Below are 20,230 nucleotides of genomic sequence, written 5' to 3'. Positions count from 1 at the left end.
ACTCGTCTCAGTCAACGGGAGGGCTTCTCATGAGCGACACCAACGCCGGGCTCGGCACGATCGCGGTCATCGGCTCCGGCAACATCGGCGGCAGCCTCGGCCGCGCCTTCGCCCGCGCGGGCCACACCGTCGTCTTCGGCGCCCGCAAGCCGGACGCCCCTGACGCGGTGACGCTCGCGGAGGCCGTGGCGGCGGGCGAGACGGTCGTGCTGGCCATCCCGGCCGACGCCGTCGAGGGCTTCCTGCGTGAGCACGGCCCGGCCCTGGCCGGAAAGCTGCTGCTGGACGCCACCAACCGCTTCCCCGGCCCGGTCCTGCACAGCGCGGACCTGGTCGCCGAACTCGCCCCCGGCGCGCGCTACGCCCGCGCCTTCAACAGCCAGCCCTGGGAGACCTACGTCGACCCGCTCTGGGACGGCGTCCCCGGCAGCCTCTTCTACACCGTCGCCGACGAGTCCGACGCCCCCACCCTGGAGGCCCTGATCGAGGCCGTCGGCCTCGCCCCGGCTTCCGCCGGCGTCAACCGCCCCGACCTGCTGGACGCGGCGCTCTTCCTGCTCTTCCCCTCGATGCAGAAGGGCCGCCACACCGGCCTGAAGGTCCTGCACGACTGACCCGGCGCCGCCCTACGGCACCCGTCGCACTTCGGCGTGTGCCGTTCCGCTTCCCCGGCGCGGGTAGGGTCGGAACCGTGCAGCGAGAACCGTGGGTCGTGGGGGTGTCGGGGGCGTCGGGGACGCCGTACGCGGCGGCGGTGATACGGGGGCTGCTCGGGGCCGGGGAGGCCGTCGACGTCGTGGTGAGCCGCGCCGCGCGGCTCACGATCATCGACGAGACCGGGATCTCCTTCCGCGACGCGCACTGGCAGGAGGACCTGCGCGAGTGGCTGGAGACGCCGCTCGATCGGGGGAAGCCGGAGCCGTTCGAGCTCGACGACGTGCGCTACTGGACCGCGGGGGACTTCGCGGCCGGTCCCTCCAGCGGCTCCTACCCGGCCAAGGGCATGATCGTGGTGCCGTGCAGCGCCGCCGCCGTCGCGGGGATCGCGATCGGGCTGAGCAAGGACCTGCTGCAGCGGGCCGCGAACGTCACCCTCAAGGAGCGCAGGCCGCTCGTGCTCTGCGTCAGGGAGGCCCCGCTCAGTGGCGTGACGCTACGTCAACTGGCCGATTTGGACGGCGAAGGAGCGGTGGTGATCCCCGCCTCGCCGGGCTTCTACGCGGGGTCCGCGAGCGTCCAGCAGCTCGTCGACTTCGTCGCCGGACGGGTGCTCGATTCGGTCAAGGTGGAGCACCGGCTGTACCGCCGCTGGGAGGGTGAACTCGGGTCGAGCTGACGTCGAAGTGATGGAGGTCACCTCGTCGGAGTATCTTCTTTGCGAACCGGGGGTCACGTCGGCCTGGACTTTACGATTCCGGATACTGTCGGCAGGTTCCCCAACGATTGGAAGGCCAGGTTTCCGAGCATGGACGCGGTGGACAGACAGCTCATCCAGGCGCTGCGCGAGAACGGGCGTGCCTCGTACGCCGAGCTGGGGCGGCTCGTCGGGCTGTCGGGCCCCAGCGTCACCGACCGGATCAACCGACTCGAGCAGGCCGGGGTCATCACCGGCTACCGCGCGACGGTCAACCCGGCCTCGCTGGGCCTCGGCGTCACGGCGCTGATCGGCCTCCAGTTGACCGACGCCGCCGACCACGACGACGTCGCCTCCCGGCTGCGGGACCTTCCGGACGTCGAGGACTGCTGGTTCATCGCCGGCGACGACTCGTACATGCTCAAGGTCCGCGTCCCCGACGTCGACGGGCTGGAGTCGATCGTCAAGCGGCTCTCCGGCACGAAGGGCGTCGCCCGCACCCGCACGACGGTCGTCCTCTCCACGAAGTGGGAGAACCGGGCGGTCGAACTTCCCGACACCGAACTGCTCGCCGAGCAACGGAAGGCGTGATCCCCGCATGACGCTGGTGACCCTGGACGAACTGCGCGAGGCACAGAAGCGGATCGCCGGGGTCGCCGTGCGCACCCCGCTGATGCCCTGCCCGTGGGCTGACGCGGAGGGGCGGTCACTGCACCTGAAGCCGGAGGGGCTGCAGCCCACCGGCGCGTTCAAGATCCGCGGTGCGTACAACAGGCTGGCCGCGCTGACGGCGGAGGAGCGGGCGCGGGGCGTCGTCGCGCAGTCCAGCGGAAACCACGCCCAGGCGGTCGCCTACGCGGCGCGGGCGCTGGGCGTCAAGGCCGTCATCGTCATGCCGGACACCTCACCCGAGGTGAAGATCGAGAACACCCGTTCCTTCGGGGCCGAGGTGATCCTGGTCGCGATGCACGAGCGGGACACCACCCCGGCGGATCTTGTCGCCGAGCACGGCTACGTCTGGGTGCCGCCGTACGACGACCCGTACATCATCGCGGGCCAGGGCACGGCGGGCCTGGAGATCGCGGACGACGCGACGGCGCTGGACCTCGACCTGCAGACGGTGCTCGTGCCGGTCAGCGGCGGCGGCCTGATCAGCGGCGTGGCGACGGCCCTGAAGCTGACCATGCCGGGCGTCCGGGTCATCGGCGTCGAGCCGGACCTGGCCGGCGACGCGGCCGAGAGCTTCCGCGCCGGCGAGCGGCGCGCGTGGGACTTCGCCGACACCCACCGCACCATCGCCGACGGCCTGCGGACGAACTCGCTGGGCGTGCTGCCGTGGGAGCACGTGCAGGCCTACGTGGACGACATCATCACCGTCTCCGAGGACGAGATCCGCGCGGCCGTCGCCGTGCTGGCCCGCCGCGGCCGGCTCGTGGCCGAGCCGTCCGGCGCGGTCACCACGGCGGCGTACCTGTACCACGCGGACGAGCTGCCGGGCAGCCGCTTCGCCGCCGTCGTGAGCGGCGGCAACATCGATCCCGCGCTGCTGGCCCGCATCCTCGCCGTGTAGCTCGAGGGCGCGCCCCCGAGGGCCGTGCAACTGAACGAGGGGCCGGGGGCGTAGGCTCGTTCGGGATTGTTCTGGTGGCTGATGGAGGCGGGACGCGCATGGACGCAGGGCTCAAGCGCGAGCTGGAGGCGAAGGTCTACGCCGGGGAGCGGCTCAGCCGGGAGGACGGCGTCGCCCTCTACGAGACCGACGACCTGGCCTGGCTGGGCGGTCTCGCCCACCACGTGCGGACGCAGAAGAACGGTGACGTCGTCCACTTCAACGTGAACCGCCACCTCAACATGACCAACGTCTGCACCGCCTCCTGCGCCTACTGCAGCTTCCAGCGGAAGCCGGGTGAGAAGGACGCCTACACGATGCGCATCGAGGAGGCGGTCAAGCTCGCCAAGGCGATGGAGACCGACCAGCTCACCGAGCTGCACATCGTCAACGGCCTGCACCCCACGCTGCCCTGGCGCTACTACCCGCGTTCGCTGCGCGCTCTCAAGGAGGCGCTGCCGAACGTCGCGCTCAAGTGCTTCACGGCCACCGAGATCCACCACTTCGAGAAGATCTCCGGCCTGTCCGCCTCGGACATCCTGGACGAGCTGATCGACGCCGGCCTGGAGTCGCTGACCGGCGGCGGCGCGGAGATCTTCGACTGGGAGATCCGCCAGCACATCGTCGACCACGACACCCACTGGGAGGACTGGTCGCGGATCCACCGCCTGGCGCACTCCAAGGGGCTGAAGACTCCGGCGACGATGCTCTACGGCCACATCGAGGAGCCCCGCCACCGGGTCGACCACGTGCTGCGGCTGCGTGAGCTGCAGGACGAGACCGGCGGCTTCCAGGTCTTCATCCCGCTGCGCTACCAGCACGACTTCCACGACTCGCGCGACGGCAAGATCCGCAACACGCTGCAGGCGCGCACCACCATGGCCACCGGCGCGGACATGATCCGCACCTTCGCCGTCTCCCGGCTGCTCTTCGACAACGTCCCGCACGTCAAGGTCTTCTGGGTGATGCACGGCCTGGCCGGCGCCCAGCTGATGCTGAACCACGGCGCGGACGACATGGACGGCTCGGTCGTCGAGTACAAGATCACCCACGACGCGGACGGCTTCGGAACGCCGAACAAGCTCACCCGCGACGACCTGCTCGACCTCATCCGCGACGCGGGCTTCCGCCCGGTCGAGCGGAACACCCGCTACGAGACCATCCGCGAGTACGACGGTCCGGACGCGTCCCGGCGCGAGGTCCCGCAGGCGATGAGGTTCTGACGGTCCATGGCGCTGCGGTTCACCCTCGACCCCGAGCTGACCCCTGAGCTCCGCGACGCGGCGGTCGCCCTCTGGGCCGACGCCACGAACGCCGGCGGGGCGATCGGCTTCGTCGCGCCGGTCACGCCGGAGCAGGTCCGCCCGACCGCGGCGCGGGCCTTCGCCGGGGCGGCCGAGGGGCCGGACCGGATGCTGACGGCCCACGACGAGGAGACCGGCCGTCTGGCCGGCTTCCTCTTCTTCGAGGACCAGCGCTTCGAGCTGATGGACCACTGGCGCACCCTCAAGCGCGTCGTCGTCCACCCGGACTTCCAGGGCCGCGGCCACGGCGCCGCCCTGCTGGCCGAGGCGGAGGACGTCGCCCGCGCCTGGGGCCTCGCCGGCCTCCGGCTCACCTGCAGGGGCGGGCTGGGGCTCGAACGCTTCTACGAGCGCTGCGGCTACAAGGAGGTCGGGCGGATCCCGGGAGTCATCCGGGTCGCGCCCGACGACGACCGAGACGAGGTCTTCATGTGGCTGGAGCTTCGCTGAGGCTCCGCCGACCCGGTGAAGATCGCCCCTGTGGGCGTGCTTCACTGGACGAGTCGTTCGTTCTCCGCGACCTGGGAAAGAGAAACCCGCCGTGAGCTCCAAGTCACACGCCACGCTCCGCTACTCCGCGATGCGCGCGAGCATCTTCCTGGCCACGTTCCTGGTCGCGCTGGTGCTGGCCCGCACCGGCGTGCTGCCGGTGCGGGGCGCGTCCGGCGTCTTCGAGCTGCTGATCATCGCCGGCCTGGTGTCGGCGCCGATCAGCTACGTCGTGCTGAGCAAGCAGCGGGACGCGATGTCGGAGCAGATCAGCACGGGGCTGGACCGCCGCAGGGCCGACAAGCAGACGATGAGCGGCCGCATCGCCGCGCAGAACGCGGCGGAGGACGCCCTCGACGACGCGGTCCGCGCCGAGCGCTGACGCGCCCCCAGGGGCGCGGGGAACTGCGCGAGCAACCACCCTGTGCGGACGGCCCTGCGCGTTCGGCGACTCACCACCTCAGTGGCTTGTCGCGCAGCTCCCCGCGCCCCTGGATGGTGCAGGCGGCCCTTTTGTTCCATGGTGCCGCGCCCGCGCGCCGAGGCGCGCAGTTCCTCGCGGCCCCGGGTCGGTGCGTGGTTCATCGCCTGCAGAAGTCCCGCGCCCCTGGCGGGTGCAACCAGCCCTTCGTCGAAAGGTGACTCGTGGTGACCGGTCGGCCGACGGGCAAGGATGTCGCCAGGGTGGCCGGGGTGTCGCAGGCGACGGTGTCGCTGGTGTTCTCGGGGGCGGCGGCGCACCGGGTGTCCGGACCGACGCGGGAGCGCGTGCTGGCAGCCGCCGCGGAGCTCGGCTACGCGCCGCAGGCGGCCGGAAGACAGCTGCGACTGGGCCGGACCGGCCTGCTGCTGCTCGCCGTGCCGAACATCCTCGGCCCCTTCTTCGCCCGAGTTCTGGCGGGCGCGCAGGCGGAGGCGGAGCGGGACGGGCTCGCCGTCGTCGTCTCCTCGGGGTGGGACCACGCCACGCTCGCCCGCGCCGCGCGCAGCGGACAGTACGACGGGCTGCTGATCTGCTCGCCCGACGACGGCCAGCTGGGTGACGACCTGCCCGACGCCCTCCCCACGGTCTTCCTCGACGCCGACCCCGCGCTCGCCGCCGGGCACCCGCGCCGACGGATCCAGGAGCTCGACGTCGGCGGCGGCATGGCCGCCGCCGTCACGCATCTGCGGGCGCTCGGGCACACCCGGCTGGGCCATCTGCGCTCGGTCGAGTCCGCGCACACCTTCCGGGCCCGTCAGGCGGGCTTCGAGGCGGCGGCCGAGGGCGCGGAGGTCGTGGAGGTCGGCGTCTCGGTGAACGGCGGCCTGGAGGCCGCCCGCGCCGCCGCGCGGACACTGCTGGCGTCCGGCGCACCGCAGGACCGTCCACGGGCGGTGGTCTGCGACGACGACGTCGTGGCCGCGGGCGTCTACCACGTCGCCGCCGAGCTGGGCCTGCGCATCCCCGACGAGCTCTCCGTCGTCGGCATCGACAACATCGTCGCCGCGGCGCTCTTCGCGCCGGCGCTGACCACCGTGGACCTGCCGGGCGAACGCCTCGGCGCGGCCGGCGTGCGGCTGCTCGCCGCCATCGGCGCGGCCGGCGACGCGGACATCGACACGGCCGCCGGCGCGGACCGGGTCGGGCCCGCGCCGGACCCCCTGCCCACGGCCCTGATCGTGCGCGGTTCCACCGCGCCTGACCCCGAAAGATAGGCTGGTCCGCGTGGATCCGAAAACCCGTGGTCGTATCGTCTCCGGTGCGCTGGTGCTGCTCCTGGTCGCCGTCGTGATCGGCGCGCTCGTGCGGTAACCGTTCGGAGTCTTCAGGTTGCGGTCAGTGATCTCCCGGGTCACGGTGGGCGAGTCCTACCAACCCGGAAGTGAGGGACCCCAGCTCATGCGTGTCAGTCGTACCCACTCTGTCATCGCCGGTATAGCCCTTGCCGCCACCGTGGCGAGCGGAAGTCTTGCCGCGACCGCGGTAGCGGCCCCCCGACCCGGCGGCGGAGTCGTCCAGAAGGGACTCGTGCCCGCCGCGGATCCGTCGACCGCGCTCACCGTGCTCGGCAATCTCGGCGCCGTGCAGTCGTTGATCGGCCAGCTCACCGCGATGGCCTCGGCGAAGCCCGCCCCCAGTCCGACCGACCTGCAGGCGGTGCAGGACAAGCTCACGGCTGCGATCGCGACGCTCAAGTCGTCGCTCCCCGCGCCGCCCCTGCCGGTCACCGGCAAGACGTCGGGCGCTTCGGCCGACCTGCCGCCGCTGCCGATCCCGGTGCCCAACCCGCTCGGCGACGCGCTGACCAAGCTGCAGGGCGACGCCACCGCGCTGGTCGCGGCGATCACCTCACTCGACCCGGCGAAGGTCCTTGCGGCGCTCACCGCCACGGTCACCGACCTGTTGGCCGTCGTCACCCAGACGGTCGCGGGCCTCGGCCTCAGCCTTCCGCTGCCGGTCGTGCAGCACTGACCTTCCGATGCAGGAAAGGGCCCGGCCGAGAGGCCGGGCCCTTCCTCATGTCTGCATGTCGGCGACTAGAGCTTCTCGACGACGTGGTCGATGCAGGCGGTCAGCGCCTCGACGTCGGCCGGCTCGATCGCCGGGAACATCGCCACGCGCAGCTGGTTGCGGCCGAGCTTGCGGTAGGGCTCGGTGTCGACGATGCCGTTGGCGCGCAGCACCTTGGCGATCGCCGCGGCGTCGATCGAGTCGTCGAAGTCGATGGTGCCGATGACCTGCGAACGCTCGGCCGGGTTGGTCACGAACGGCGTGGCGTAGGAGGACTTCTCCGCCCAGGTGTACAGGCGCGAGGAGGAGTCCGCGGTGCGGCCGGTGGTGAAGGACAGGCCGCCGTTGCCGTTCATCCAGTCCAGCTGGTCCGCGAGCAGGAACAGCGTGGAGATGGACGGGGTGTTGTACGTCTGGTCCTTGGACGAGTTGTCGATGGCCGTCGGCAGGTCGAAGAACGGCGGGATGTAGCGGCCGCTCGCGGCGATCCGCGCGGCGCGCTCCAGCGCGGCGGGGGAGAAGACCGCGATCCACAGACCGCCCTCGGAGGCGAAGCTCTTCTGCGGCGCGAAGTAGTAGACGTCCGACTCGGTGATGTCCACCGGCAGACCGCCGGCCCCGGAGGTGGCGTCGACCAGCACGAGCGCGCCCTCGTCGGCGCCCTCGACCCGGCGGATCGGCATGGCCACGCCGGTGGAGGTCTCGTTGTGGGTCAGCGCGTACACGTCGACGCCGGCCTCGGCCTGCGGCAGCGGGTGCGTGCCGGGCTCGGACTTGATGACGGTGGGCTCGGCCAGCCACGGCGCGGCCTTGACGCTTCCCGCGAACTTCGAGGAGAACTCGCCGAAGTTGAGGTGCTGCGACTTGTTCTCGACGAGCCCGAAGGCCGCGATGTCCCAGAAGGCGGTGGACCCGCCGTTGCCGAGGACGACCTCGTAACCCTCGGGCAGGGAGAAGAGGCTGCCGATTCCCTCGCGCACGCGCTTCACCAGGTTCTTGACCGGGGCTTGGCGGTGGGAGGTTCCGAGCAGCGAGCTACCGGTCGCGGAGAGGGCGTCGAGCGCCTCCGGGCGAACCTTGGACGGACCTGCGCCGAAACGGCCGTCAGCGGGCCTGATGTCAGCGGGGATCTGGATCTCAGCCACGGCGGAAGCCTATCGGTTGAAACGGTGGGCGAACGGTGCGGTCCGCCGAGTGAGATGGTGCTGTCGCAGCACGTCAGGGGCGCGCGGAGGCGCATGCGCGCGGCGATCAACCACAACGGAGGCCGGGGCCACATGCGCGCGATGATCAGCCACAACGGGGCGCGGGGATCCGTGCGCGCGATGCCCGGGGCACGACAAGGGGCGCGGGGAACTGCGCGAGAAACCACCCTGTGCGGATGGCCCTGCTCGATGAGGACCATTCGCGTGTCAGTGGCTTGTCGCGCAGTTCCCCGCGCCCCTTGAGGTGCAACCGGGCCTCTGCCGTGACGCCTCGCGCCCGCGCGCCGGAGGCGCAGATCGGCACAGCCCCGCGCCCCTTGAGGTGCAACCGGGCCTCTGCCGTGACGCCTCGCGCCCGCGCGCCGGAGGCGCAGATCGGCACAGCCCCGCGCCCCTTGAGGTGCAACCGGGCCTCTGCCGTGACGCCTCGCGCCCGCGCGCCGGAGGCGCGCAGTTCCTCGCGCCCCTGGAGGTGCAACCGGCCCTACCGCCGAAGGCTCAGTGCGAGATGTCGCCGAAGCCCTCGACCTCGGAGACGCTGCGCGTACCCGGGCCGATGTAGCGCGCAGAGGGGCGCACCAGGCGGCCCGTGCGCTTCTGCTCGAGGATGTGCGCCGACCAGCCCGCCGTGCGGGCGCAGGTGAACATCGACGTGAACATGTGCGCAGGGACCTCGGCGAAGTCAAGGACGATGGCCGCCCAGAACTCCACGTTCGTGGCGAGGACGCGGTCGGGGCGACGCGCGTGCAGCTCCTCCAGCGCGGCCTTCTCCAGCGCCGCGGCCACCTCGAAGCGAGGAGCGTCCAGCTCCTGCGCCGTGCGCCGGAGCACACGCGCACGCGGGTCCTCCGCGCGGTAGACGCGGTGGCCGAAGCCCATCAGGCGCTCGCCCTTGTCGAGGGCGTTCTTGACGTAGGCGACCGCGTCGCCGCTCCGCTCGATGTCCTCGATCATGCCCAGCACGCGCGAGGGCGCGCCGCCGTGCAGCGGGCCGGACATCGCGCCCACCGCGCCGGACAGCGCGGCCGCGACGTCCGCGCCGGTCGAGGCGATGACGCGGGCGGTGAACGTGGAGGCGTTCATGCCGTGCTCCGCCGCGGAGGTCCAGTACGCGTCGACCGCCTTGACGTGCTTCGGGTCGGGCTCGCCGCGCCAGCGGATCATGAAGCGCTCGACGATGGTCTCGGCCTTGTCGATCTCGCTCTGCGGCACCATCGGGTGGCCCTGGCCACGCGCGGACTGCGCCACGTAGGAGAGCGCCATCACCGCGGCGCGGGCCAGGTCGTCGCGCGCCTGCTCGGCGCTGATGTCGAGCAGCGGACGCAGGCCCCAGACGGGGGCGAGCATCGCCAGCGCGGACTGGACGTCGACGCGGATGTCGCCGGAGTGGACCGGGATCGGGAACGGCTCGGCCGGCGGGAGGCCGGGGTTGAACTTGCCGTCGACCAGCAGGCCCCAGGTGTTGCCGAACGAGACGTGCCCGACCAGCTCCTCGATGTCGACACCGCGGTAGCGGAGGGAGCCGCCCTCCTTGTCGGGTTCGGCGATCTCCGTCTCGAACGCAACGACTCCTTCGAGTCCGGGTACGAAGTCGGACATCAGGCGGCTCCTCTGATCGGTCGGATCGGCGGATGACTTAGGGGTGTGGCCAAGTCGTCTCTGCTGTTGTTGCCGCGCGGTTGCGCGGAAGTGTTCGACGCGCGCGTGGCACGCAGTGTCAGATTGGCAGGCACCGGGTGCATAGCGCCAGATCCCACGACGGTGATGCCGTGCACACGCGTCGTATTCGCACAGGATCTGTCACCTCCGGGCGTCATCGACCGGAGCCCCGCAACGATACTCTCTCGATGTCGAGAGAATCCACGCACCTACTCGTCGGATCAGCTTCCCGGTCTGTTCAGCCGATCCTGGGATGATGTCGCCGTGCATGCATCGGATCAAGCCCCCCTCGCGCCGCTCGACCACGACCAGCCGGTCGGTCCGGTCGACCCCGCCGACATGCGCCGCCAGTACCGGGCCACCGGCCTGCTGGAGGCGGAACTCGCCGCGGACCCGATCCAGCAGTTCACCCGCTGGTTCGTCGACGCCCAGCACGCCGCTCTCGACGAGCCGAACGCGATGATCGTCTCCACGGTGGACGAGGCCGGCCGGCCGAGCCTGCGTACGGTCCTGCTCAAGGGGTACGACGAACGCGGCTTCACCTTCTACACCAACTACGAGTCCCGCAAGGGCCGCGAGCTGGCGGGCAACCCGCACGTCGCGCTGCTCTTCCCGTGGCACCCGATCGCCCGGCAGGTGATCGTCACCGGCACCGCGGTGAAGGTCGGCCGGGACGAGACGGCGGCGTACTTCCGCAGTCGTCCGCACGGCTCGCAGCTGGGCGCGTGGGCGAGCGAGCAGTCCCGCCCGGTCGCCTCCCGCGAGGACCTCGAACGCCGGTACGCCGACCTCGCCACCCGTTACCCCGCGGGGGAGGGGGTCCCCGCGCCGCCGTTCTGGGGCGGATACCGGGTCTCGCCCACGTCCGTCGAGTTCTGGCAGGGCCGCGAGAACCGCCTCCACGACCGCCTCCGCTACGACGCCGACCCGACCGCGCCCTCGGGCTGGACGGTGGAGCGCCTCTGCCCCTAGGCCCGGTGGCATGCCTGCCTCAGCGGCAACTTCCCGGCTGAAAAAGAGTGTTGAGGGGTTGTGGGCGCATAGGGGCAGGTGGGGCGTGCGGGACCGGTGGGATCTGTCTACTGCGCGTACTGCGACTGGCGTAGTTGATCACCCGCCGGAGTGATTCTCCGGCGGCGGGTTGCCGCGGGCGCTGGCCCTGAGCTGCGCATTTCGGCCAAAGGGCGGCCCCACCTGGCGTGATGCCTTCGGGGACAGGTCTCGTGATCTTGTCCCAGCGGGTAAGTTTCCGCCTGAGTGAATGGTTTGCGTTTCACGGTACTGGGCCCCCTGGCGATGCAGACCATCGAACCATCGGGATCAGCCCATCAGGCCGTGTCGCAAGCGGTTTACCCGCTTCGTGTCCCGACTAACCCCCGAGGGGTCCTCACATGTCCGCATCGCGTGACACCAAGTCCCGCCCGGCAGAGACGACCGCGGTCGCTGCCGTCACCCGTGCCGTTCCCGTCCGCCTGGCCAAGCGGGGTGATGCCGCGCACAGCTTGATGCTGAGCCGCGTGCTGCCCGACAACGGCGTTTCCCGACTCGACGTTGCGGCCTTCAATTCCTCCATCTGACGAGGCGTGGAGGCCTTTCCGTCCGCACGTCGAACCGGCCACGGCCGAGCAATCCGTCTCCTGGTCGACACATCACGGCGTCACGGGGGGCCTCTGCGAAACGGGTCGCGACGGGTCCACGCACCGGGTGTGGTCCCCATGGTCCGGCGGTCGCCGGTCCTTCGCTCCCCTCACCGAACACGGGCTCCCACCGTCAGGACTGACGTGTCGTCATGGTGAGCCTGCCTGCCCCCGGACCGGGGTGCGCCTCCTTCCGGCCGCGCGCTCGCGCGGCTGATGTCATTCGGGGCCAAGATTCACCCGTTCGGGTGTGCGGTCCCTGCCCTGGCATGCGCGCTGGGCGTACGCGCTGACAGTCTGACGACGGCGGCCACTCGGGCCCCGACCGGAGTTGCGTTGGCGTAACGATCACCAGGTGATGCCTTGTGGGCGGTCGTCCCCGGTGTAATCGTCACCCCGATGGATGAAGATGGCCGCACTCCCGGGTGTCACTCCGGCTGCCTCGCGCCTCAGCCGTGGTCGCGAGAGTACATTCGCCGCCATCTGAAGAGTTCGCCTGCGCGCCGACCCTGGCGGGATTCACATGACTGATGATCAAAAGGCTCCTGCCTTCCGCCAGTTTGTCTTAAAGGTGCACAGCAGGTGTGATCTCGCCTGCGACCACTGCTACGTCTACGAGCACGCCGACACCAGTTGGCAGGGCCGGCCCAAGGCCGCGGCCGAGGACGTGCTCCGGCAGACCGCGGTCAGGATCGCCGAGCATGCGCGCGCACACGGGCTCGACACCGTCCACGTCGTGCTGCACGGCGGGGAGCCACTGCTGGCCGGGCCGGTGCGACTGCGGCGTGCGGCGCAGGAGCTGACCGACGCGCTGCGCGGGGTCTGCCGGCTGGATCTGCGGATCCACACCAACGGTGTGACGCTCAACGAGCGGTTCCTGGACCTCTTCGACGAGTTCCGGATCAGGGTCGGCATCTCCCTCGACGGTGACCGCTCCGCCAACGACCTGCACCGCCGCTACGCGGACGGGCGCAGCAGCCACGACCGGGTCGTCAGGGCGGTGAACCTGCTGCGTCAGCCGCGCTGGCGGCATCTCTACGCGGGCCTGCTCTGCACCATCGACGTGCGCAACGATCCCGTCGCCGTCTACGACGCGCTGGTCGCGCTCGACCCGCCGCGCATCGACTTCCTGCTGCCGCACGCCACCTGGGACGAGCCGCCGCTGCGTCCCCACGGGCCGGCGAGCACCCCCTACGCCGACTGGCTGTGGCGGATCTACGAGCGCTGGACGGCACAGGGGCGCCCGGTGCCGGTCCGCATGTTCGATTCGGTGCACCGCACCCTCCGCGGGGAGAGCAGCCTGACCGAGTCGCTGGGGCTGGCTCCCGCCGATCTTGTGGTGGTGGAGACGGACGGGACGCTGGAGCAGGCCGACTCGCTCAAGACCGCCTTCGACGGCGCCGCGGCCACCGGTTTCGACGTCTTCGACCACGACTTCGACACGGCCGCGCGCCACCCCGGCATGATGGACCGCCGCAACGGGCTGGCCGGCCTCTGCGCCCAGTGCCGAGCGTGCCCCGTCGTCGAGTCCTGCGGGGCAGGTCTCTACGCCCACCGCTACCGCAGCGCGGACGGCGGCGTGCATTCCGCCGAGGGCGGTTTCGACAATCCCAGCGTCTTCTGCCCCGACCTGCTCAGCCTGATCACCAGGATCCACGACACCGCTGCGGCCCCGCCCGCCCTCATGGCCGCTCCGTCGGCCCCCAGCAAGGAGCACTCCGGCATGCCCGAAGGTCTGCTGACCGACGACCAGTTCGACGAGCTGGCCGGCGGCCACGGCGGTGCGGCGGCGGTCGGCGCCCTCCGCGACGCCCAGTTGGAGCTCAACCGGGCGTTGCTGGACGCGGTCGGTGGCCTGTGGGCCGAGGCGCCCGACGCGGGCCCCTTCGCGGACGTCTACGACCTGATCGGCCGGCTCGACCAGTCGGCGCCGCAGGCGCTGGACGCCGCAGTGGAGCATCCCTTCACCCGCTCCTGGGCCGTCGCCGCGCTCCGGGGAGCCGACGAGGGACCGGAGCGGTTCGACGGACTCGTGGAGGTCGCCGCCGCTGCCGCCCTCTTCGCGGGCTGGGAGGAGCGGTTGCGACTCCCGGTCGGCGAGCGGGGCGAGCTGCGGCTGCCCGGCCATGGTGTGGTCACCTGCCTCCAGCCCGGTACGGCGCTCCTGACCACCGGGCCCGGCCCGCGCTTCTCCGTGGCGAGCGGCGGTGAGCGGATCGAGGTGGAGCTCGACCGGCCGTGCGGCGCCGATCCACGGTGGCATCCGGTGCACACGGTCGGATCCGTGGTGGGCGGCTGGCAGCTGCGGCTGGACGACACCGACCCGCAGCGCCGCGCGCACAACTGGCGCCCGGCCGACCCGATGGACCAGGCGGAGGCCGACAGGTGGCAGGCCGAGCTGGAGGGGGCCTGGGGGCTGGTCGACGCCACGCTGCCGGCGTACGCTCCCGGCCTTCGCGCCGGACTGTCCGCCGTGGTTCCGCTGCAGCGGGATCCGTCCGCCGGGCGGGGCGTCAGCGGGGCGGCGAGAGACGTCTTCGGCGCCGTGGGCATCGCCAGGCCGGGCTCCAGCGAGACCATGGCACTGTTGATGATCCACGAGTTCCAGCACGTCAAGCTGGGCGCGATCTTCGACGTGGAGGACCTGTTCGACCCGCATCACACCGACCTGTACCACGCTCCGTGGCGGCCCGATCCGCGGCCCTTCGAGGGCCTGTTCCAGGGGACCTACGCCCATATCGCCGTCGTCGAGTTCTGGCTGTCACGCTGGCGCGCCACCGGCGACGAGCACGCCCGCGAGGAGTTCACCCGCTGGCTCGACCACACCCACCAGGCCATCGGCACCATGACGGGCTCCGGGGCGCTCACGGCGCGCGGTGAGCGCTTCGTCGCCGGAATGCGCGCCACCGTGGAGCCGTGGCTCGGCGAGTGCGCCGCCGTGTCCGCCGTGGGAGGCGACCGCGCCTGAGCGCCGGGTCACGCGGCGGCGACCTCGTTCGTCGCCTCCGCCGTTGCGGGTTGACGGTGTTGACGGCGCATCAACTGGCGAGGTTCCATCTTCCTACGGCAGGTGCAACACCGTTCGGGGGTGCGAGTGACCGACCAAGAGGGCTGGGACGAGGGCATACCTCGGCCCATCTTCTTTCTGAGTTACGCGCACTCCCCTCGGGGCGCCGGGCGACCGCGCAGCGTCTCGAACCTCTGGGAGGCACGGCTCTTCAGGGATCTGTGCGACGCCGTGACCGATCTCTCCGGCTGGGACGAGAACGAGCCGCCCGGTTTCATGGACTCCGGTCTCAACGTGGGCGAGGGCTGGTCCGACCGGATCAGCGAGGCGTTGGCGCACTGCCGGGTCTTCGTGCCGCTCTACTCGGTGCACTACTTCAAGAGCCAGGCCTGCGGCCAGGAGTGGGCGGCCTTCACCTCGCGTGAGGTGCTGTCCGTGACGCCCGGGGGCGGCGCGCCGTCCGCGGTGGTGCCGGTGCAGTGGGTGATGGTGCCCGAGAAGCGGCTGCCCCCGGTGGCCAAGGCCCTCCAGTTCGACCACCAGGCGTTCGGGGAGCGCTACCGGACCGAGGGGATGCAGCCGCTGCTCAAGCTGAACTCCTTCCGTTCGGACTACCAGCTGGCCGTCTACCGGCTGGCCCAGCGCATCGTCGAGGTCGCCGAGCGGCACCGGGTGCGGATCGGCGGCCGGCGCGACTTCCAGGACTACGACAGCGTCTTCCCCGCGCCCGAGCCGCGGCGGACGCTGCGGATCTCGGTGGCCGCCTGCGACGTGAACCACCTGCCCGACGGTCGCTCCCGGCAGAGCTACGGCACCGCCCCGCACGACTGGCGGCCGTTCCCCGGGGGGAGCAACGAGGGCATCGCCCGCCGCGCCGCCGCGCTGGCGAAGGAGTGGGAGTTCCACGCCAGCATCGAGCCCTTCGAGGAGGAGGCCGCCAGGGTGCTCGCCGGTGAGCGCCCCGAGGCGCCCGGCCTGCTGCTGCTGGACCGCTGGGCCCTGCTGGACGCCAGGCTCAGGGAGACGCTGCAGCGTCTCGACGCCTGCAACCCGACCTGGGTCGGGTTGATGGAGCCGTGGAGCGCCGACGATCCCGAATGCACCACGCGCCAGGAGGAGTTACGGGACCTGGCACAGCAGACCATGGTCAATCTCCGCTCCCACCGGGAGCAGCGGGCCCGGCTGCGCGGGGTCGACGTCATCTCCAGCATGGACGAGTTCGAGAGCGTGCTGCCGCACGTCGCGCTGAGCGCGATGCGGGCCTTCGAGGATCTTGAGCCGCCCGATCCCGGCGCACCGCCCGGCCCGGCCCCGAACGGCGGCCCGCCGCCCGCGCCGCGCCCCAACCTGCGCGACGAGCGCTTCAAGAACGGCCACGATCCCGACGACCCGTCATCACCCAGTCCCGGGGGAGGGACCCCATGAGCCTCACACCGCCCGAGCGCCAAGGTCAGGACCCGGAGTCGCCGGCGCGCGAACAGCGGGACGGCCGGATCGTCACCTTCTACTCGTACAAGGGCGGTACCGGCCGCACCATGGCGCTGGCCAACAGCGCCTGGATCCTGGCGGCCAACGGCCACCGGGTGCTCGCCGTGGACTGGGACCTGGAGGCCCCCGGGCTCTACCGGTTCTTCACCCCGTTCCTGGAGCAGGCCGCGCTCGACGCCTCCACCGGCGTGATCGACCTGATCCACGACTACCGCGAGGAGACGCTGGAGCACGAGGAGTACGACGCGGAGCGGCTCCGCGACGCGGCCCGGGTGCTGCCGCACGTGCTCTCGCTCAACTGGGCCGGTTTCCCCGGCGAGGGCTGCCTGGACTTCCTGCCGGCCGGCCAGGCCCACAGCGACTACGGCGCGACCGTCGCCAACATCAACTGGGACGACTTCTACGCCCGCCGCCACGGTGCCGAGTTCTTCAAGGCGCTGCGCGCGGACATGCGCCGCCAGTACGACTACATCCTGATCGACAGCCGCACCGGTCTCTCCGACATCCAGGAGATATGCACCGTCGAGCTGCCCGACGACCTGGTGATCTGCTTCACCCTCAGCAACCAGAGCATCGAGGGCGCCTCCGAGATCGCCAGGAAGATCACCGAACGGCACTACAACCGGGGCATCCGCATCCTGCCCGTCCCGATGCGCATCGACGACGGCGAGAAGGGCAAGGCCGACGCGGGCCGGGCGCTGGCCCGCAAGCGCTTCAGCGGTCTGCCCCAGGGCCTCTCCGAGTCCGCCAGGGACCACCACTGGGACTCCGTCGAGATCCCCTACCAGCCCTACTACGCCTACGAGGAGATCCTGGCGCCCTTCGGGGACAAGCCCGGCTCGCCGACCTCGATGCTCTCCGCCGTCGAGCGGCTGGTCTCCTCCGTCACGGAGGAGCGGGTCACCTCCCTGCCCCCGATGGACGAGGACGTCCGGCTGCACTACACCGACCTGTTCACCCGGCCCCGCCCGACCGCCCGCGAGGACATCATCCTGTCCTACGCCTCCGAGGACCGGATGTGGGCGGAGTGGATCGAGTGGGTGCTCACCCGCGCCGGACTGCGGGTCGTCTCCAGAGAGCTGGGCTCGCTCCAACGGCTGGACTCCGACCGGGTCAGGGACGCGGTCACCAGGACCGTCGCCGTCTGGAGCCAGGCGTACGCCAAGGCCACACAGTCCCGGCTGGCCAGGGAGCTGCTGGTCGGCGAGCGGACCGAGGACCAGCCCGACCTGATCACCGTCCGGGTCGGCGACGCCCGCTCCGGTCCCTCCTTCGGCAGCAACAACGTGGTGGAGCTGCTGCGACTGGAGGAGGACGCGGCGCGCGTCGTCCTGCTGCGCGCCGTGGGCCTGCCCGACACGGCGCTGATGGATCCGGTCCCCGGTGAGGGACCGCGTTTCCCCGGGCGCCGTCCGGCGATCTGGAACCTGCGCCTGCGCAACCCGTCCTTCACCGGCCGCGCCGCGGTGCTGGACCTGCTCCGCGACCAGCTGCGCGGCCAGCAGCGGGACCGCCGCTCGACGGTGGTGCTGCCGACCCCGCAGACCCTCTACGGCCTCGGCGGCGTCGGCAAGACCCAGGTGGCGCTGGAGTACGCGCACCGGTTCATGGCCGACTACGACCTGGTCTGGTGGATAGAGGCGGAACAGCCCGAGCAGGTCGCCGTCTCGCTCACCGACCTCGGCCGCCGCCTGGACCTGCGAGTCGGCGAGAACGCGAACGAGAACGCCGAACTGGTCAAGGAGACACTGCGGCTTGGGATGCACCCCAAGGCCAAGCGCTGGCTGCTGATCTTCGACAACGCCGACGACCCCTCCCAGATCGTCCAGTTCTTCCCCGGCGGTCCCGGCGACGTGCTGGTGACCTCGCGCAACCAGGCCTGGGTCAGCCACGCCGAGGCCCTCGAGGTCGACGTCTTCCGCCGCGAGGAGTCGATCGAGCACCTGTGCCGCCGTGCTCCGGCGCTCAGCCCGCAGGACGCGGCCCTGGTGGCCGAGGCCGTCGGCGACCTGCCCCTGGCCGTCGAGATCGCCTCCGCCTGGCTGGAGACCACCGGTGTCCCCGTCAGCGACTACGTCGACCAACTGCACAACGAGGCGGTCAAGGCGCTCGCGGTCACCAAGCCCGTCGACTACCCGACGACCTTCGGGGCGACCTGGAACGTGTCCATCGCGCGGCTGCGCGAGCAGATGCCGGCCGCGGTGCGGCTGCTGCAGCTGTGCGCCTTCCTCTCGGCGGACTCCATCGCGATCAGCATCTTCTACAGCGACCAGATGATGACCTCGCTGCTGCCCTACGACGACGAGCTGCGCGACAAGAACATGATGGGCCGGGTCATCCGGGCCATCGGCCGGTACGGCCTGGCCAGGGTCGACAACAGCAACCGCACCTTCCAGGTCCACCGCATGGTCCAGGCCGTGATCCGCGCCGAGCTCACCCTCGAGCAGGAGGACGAGCTGGTCCACGACGTGCACAGGATCCTGGTCGGCGCCCGCCCCGACTTCGGTGACACCGACGACCCGGAGAACTGGCCGCTGTTCGAGCTCATCTGGCCGCACCTCACCCCGTCCAACGCCGAGAACTGCGACGAGGCCGACACCCGGCAGCTGCTCATCGACCGTGTCCGCTACCTGTGGAAGCGCGGCGACCTGGACCGCGCCGAGACGCTCGGCCGCCGGCTCGACTCCAACTGGACCGACAAGCTGGGCCAGGACGACCGACAGACGCTCCAGCTCCGCTTCCAGCTCGCCAGCGTGCTGCGCAGCAAGGGCCTGGCCCAGGAGTGCCTGGAACTGGACCAGGACACCCTCTCCCGGCAGAGCCGGGTGCTGCGCAGCGACCACCCGCTGACCCTGCAGACGGCCGGCAACCTCGCCGCCGACCTGCGCGTGCTCGGCCGCTTCCCCGAGGCGCTCCGGCGTGACCAGGAGACGTACGCCAAGATGAAGGAGGAGCTGGGCGAGGAGGATCCGCGCACCCTGAACATCGCCAACAACCTCGCCGTCGACTACCGCTTCAACGGCGACTACGAGGCCGCGCGCATCCTGGACGAGGAGGTCTACAGCCTGCGGACGGCCGTCCTCGGCGTGACCCACCCGTACACCCTGTCCTCCAAGGCCGCGCTGGCCGAGGACGAGCGCTCACTGGGCAACTACGCCCGGTCGATCAGCCTGCTGAGCGAGTTCCGCGAGGAGTACTCGGTCCCCGTGCCCGACCTGGCCTCCCTCCGCTACGCGAAGAGCCTCGCGCTCTCGCTCCGTCGGGCGGGCCAGCAGAGTGAGGCCCGCAGACTCACCATGGACACCTACAACCGCTACCTGGAGCGTTACAGCGCCGACGTGCCCGACGCGCTCTCCTGTGCGCTGAACCTCGCCGCGGAGTACTCCGCGGCGGGCGACAAGGAGCTGGCCAGGGACACGGCGCAGGAGGTCTACCGCTCGTACCGGGAACGCCTGGGCGCCGAACACCCGTTCACCCTGATCTGCGCCAACAACCTGACCATCTACCTGCGCGACATCGGCCAGCCGGCGCAGAAGACGGAGGCGGTGGACCTGGGCGAGCGCACCCTCGACCGCCTCACCACGAAGCTCGGCCTGGAACACCCCTACACCCTCTGCGCGATGCTCAACCTCGCCAACTCCCACGGCGACAACGGCGATCTGGTCCGCGCCGAGGAGCTGGGCCGGGCCGCACTGGAGGGACTCGTCCTCCGCTACGGCCCCAAGCACCCGGACGCGCTGGTCTGCCAGAGCAATCTGGCCATCACCATGCGGGACCGCAGCCGCGAGCCCGAGGCGCAGGACCTGCGCACCCGGGCTATCGACCAACTCGTGCTCCAGTTCGGCGAGTCGCACCCGACCGTCTACAACGCCCGCGCCTGGCGCCGCATGGGCCGCGACCTGGAACTCGTGCCCGCCTGATCCGCGGAGCGGAAGCAGGGGCGCGGGGAACGGCGCGACAAGCGCCGTTCCCCGCGCCCCTGGG

General features: G+C 71.2%; 16 protein-coding genes. 14 read left to right on the top strand and 2 right to left on the bottom strand.

From position 1 onward, the window contains the following. The first annotated feature begins 29 nt into the window (after window positions 1–29). From BS83_RS40110 to BS83_RS40070, 9 genes are all read left to right on the top strand, one after another. Window positions 30–614, top strand: coding sequence for an NADPH-dependent F420 reductase (locus BS83_RS40110; protein ID WP_051945186.1), 585 nt, complete (start codon window positions 30–32; stop codon window positions 612–614). A 77-nt stretch (window positions 615–691) separates the two neighbouring features. Then, a complete protein-coding gene (locus BS83_RS40105) occupies window positions 692–1,336 on the top strand; it encodes a UbiX family flavin prenyltransferase (RefSeq protein ID WP_084714838.1) in 645 nt (214 codons plus the stop codon). Between the two features lie 129 nt (window positions 1,337–1,465). Continuing rightward, entirely contained in the window at window positions 1,466–1,945 is a 480-nt protein-coding gene (locus BS83_RS40100) for an Lrp/AsnC family transcriptional regulator (protein ID WP_037608298.1), read from the top strand. Between the two features lie 7 nt (window positions 1,946–1,952). Next, on the top strand, window positions 1,953–2,924 hold the full coding sequence (locus tag BS83_RS40095; protein ID WP_037608296.1) for a threonine ammonia-lyase: 972 nt from the start codon (window positions 1,953–1,955) through the stop codon (window positions 2,922–2,924). A 98-nt stretch (window positions 2,925–3,022) separates the two neighbouring features. Beyond that, entirely contained in the window at window positions 3,023–4,186 is a 1,164-nt protein-coding gene (gene mqnE / locus BS83_RS40090; protein ID WP_037608295.1) for an aminofutalosine synthase MqnE, read from the top strand. A 6-nt stretch (window positions 4,187–4,192) separates the two neighbouring features. Next, window positions 4,193–4,717 carry a GNAT family N-acetyltransferase gene (locus tag BS83_RS40085; protein WP_037608294.1) on the top strand — a complete coding sequence of 175 codons (525 nt, stop codon included), beginning with the start codon at window positions 4,193–4,195 and terminating at the stop codon, window positions 4,715–4,717. 91 nt (window positions 4,718–4,808) lie between these two features. Continuing rightward, window positions 4,809–5,138, top strand: coding sequence for a DUF4229 domain-containing protein (locus tag BS83_RS40080; protein ID WP_037608292.1), 330 nt, complete (start codon window positions 4,809–4,811; stop codon window positions 5,136–5,138). A 266-nt stretch (window positions 5,139–5,404) separates the two neighbouring features. Then, complete coding sequence (locus BS83_RS40075; RefSeq protein ID WP_198035405.1) at window positions 5,405–6,454, top strand: LacI family DNA-binding transcriptional regulator; 1,050 nt, start codon at window positions 5,405–5,407, stop codon at window positions 6,452–6,454. Between the two features lie 313 nt (window positions 6,455–6,767). Continuing rightward, window positions 6,768–7,211, top strand: coding sequence for a hypothetical protein (locus BS83_RS40070; protein WP_037608288.1), 444 nt, complete (start codon window positions 6,768–6,770; stop codon window positions 7,209–7,211). 65 nt (window positions 7,212–7,276) lie between these two features. On the opposite strand, the gene serC is transcribed toward BS83_RS40070, so the two are convergent. Together serC and BS83_RS40060 are read right to left on the bottom strand one after the other, a co-directional pair. After that, window positions 7,277–8,395: a phosphoserine transaminase gene (gene serC, locus BS83_RS40065; protein WP_037608287.1), complete on the bottom strand. Its 1,119-nt coding sequence runs from the start codon at window positions 8,393–8,395 to the stop codon at window positions 7,277–7,279. A gap of 558 nt (window positions 8,396–8,953) precedes the next feature. Then, window positions 8,954–10,054: a citrate synthase 2 gene (locus BS83_RS40060; protein ID WP_037608286.1), complete on the bottom strand. Its 1,101-nt coding sequence runs from the start codon at window positions 10,052–10,054 to the stop codon at window positions 8,954–8,956. Between the two features lie 399 nt (window positions 10,055–10,453). Here BS83_RS40060 and pdxH point away from each other — a divergent pair, with 399 nt between their 5' ends. The 5 genes from pdxH (at window position 10,454) to fxsT (ending at window position 20,166) form a co-directional block, all read left to right on the top strand. Next, on the top strand, window positions 10,454–11,086 hold the full coding sequence (pdxH, locus tag BS83_RS40055; protein ID WP_037611020.1) for a pyridoxamine 5'-phosphate oxidase: 633 nt from the start codon (window positions 10,454–10,456) through the stop codon (window positions 11,084–11,086). Window positions 11,087–11,505: 419 nt separating this feature from the next. Beyond that, entirely contained in the window at window positions 11,506–11,691 is a 186-nt protein-coding gene (gene sjiA / locus BS83_RS46055; protein ID WP_157597500.1) for an FXSXX-COOH family cyclophane-modified RiPP peptide SjiA, read from the top strand. Between the two features lie 583 nt (window positions 11,692–12,274). Next, window positions 12,275–14,719: an FxsB family cyclophane-forming radical SAM/SPASM peptide maturase gene (locus BS83_RS40050; RefSeq protein ID WP_051945181.1), complete on the top strand. Its 2,445-nt coding sequence runs from the start codon at window positions 12,275–12,277 to the stop codon at window positions 14,717–14,719. 102 nt (window positions 14,720–14,821) lie between these two features. Then, window positions 14,822–16,183 (top strand): TIR-like protein FxsC, encoded by a 1,362-nt coding sequence (locus BS83_RS40045; protein WP_332262385.1) that lies wholly within the window; start codon window positions 14,822–14,824, stop codon window positions 16,181–16,183. After that, the gene (fxsT, locus tag BS83_RS40040) at window positions 16,180–20,166 is read left to right on the top strand and encodes an FxSxx-COOH system tetratricopeptide repeat protein (protein ID WP_051945175.1); all 3,987 of its coding nucleotides are present in this window, start codon (window positions 16,180–16,182) and stop codon (window positions 20,164–20,166) included. Before BS83_RS40045 ends, fxsT begins: the two co-directional genes overlap by 4 nt. Window positions 20,167–20,230: the final 64 nt, after the last annotated feature.

The organism is Streptacidiphilus rugosus AM-16, assembly GCF_000744655.1.
GTDB classification, from domain to species: domain Bacteria; phylum Actinomycetota; class Actinomycetes; order Streptomycetales; family Streptomycetaceae; genus Streptacidiphilus; species Streptacidiphilus rugosus.
The sequence above is the reverse complement of the archived record's forward strand: the minus strand, read 5'-3'. Positions and strand labels throughout refer to the sequence as shown.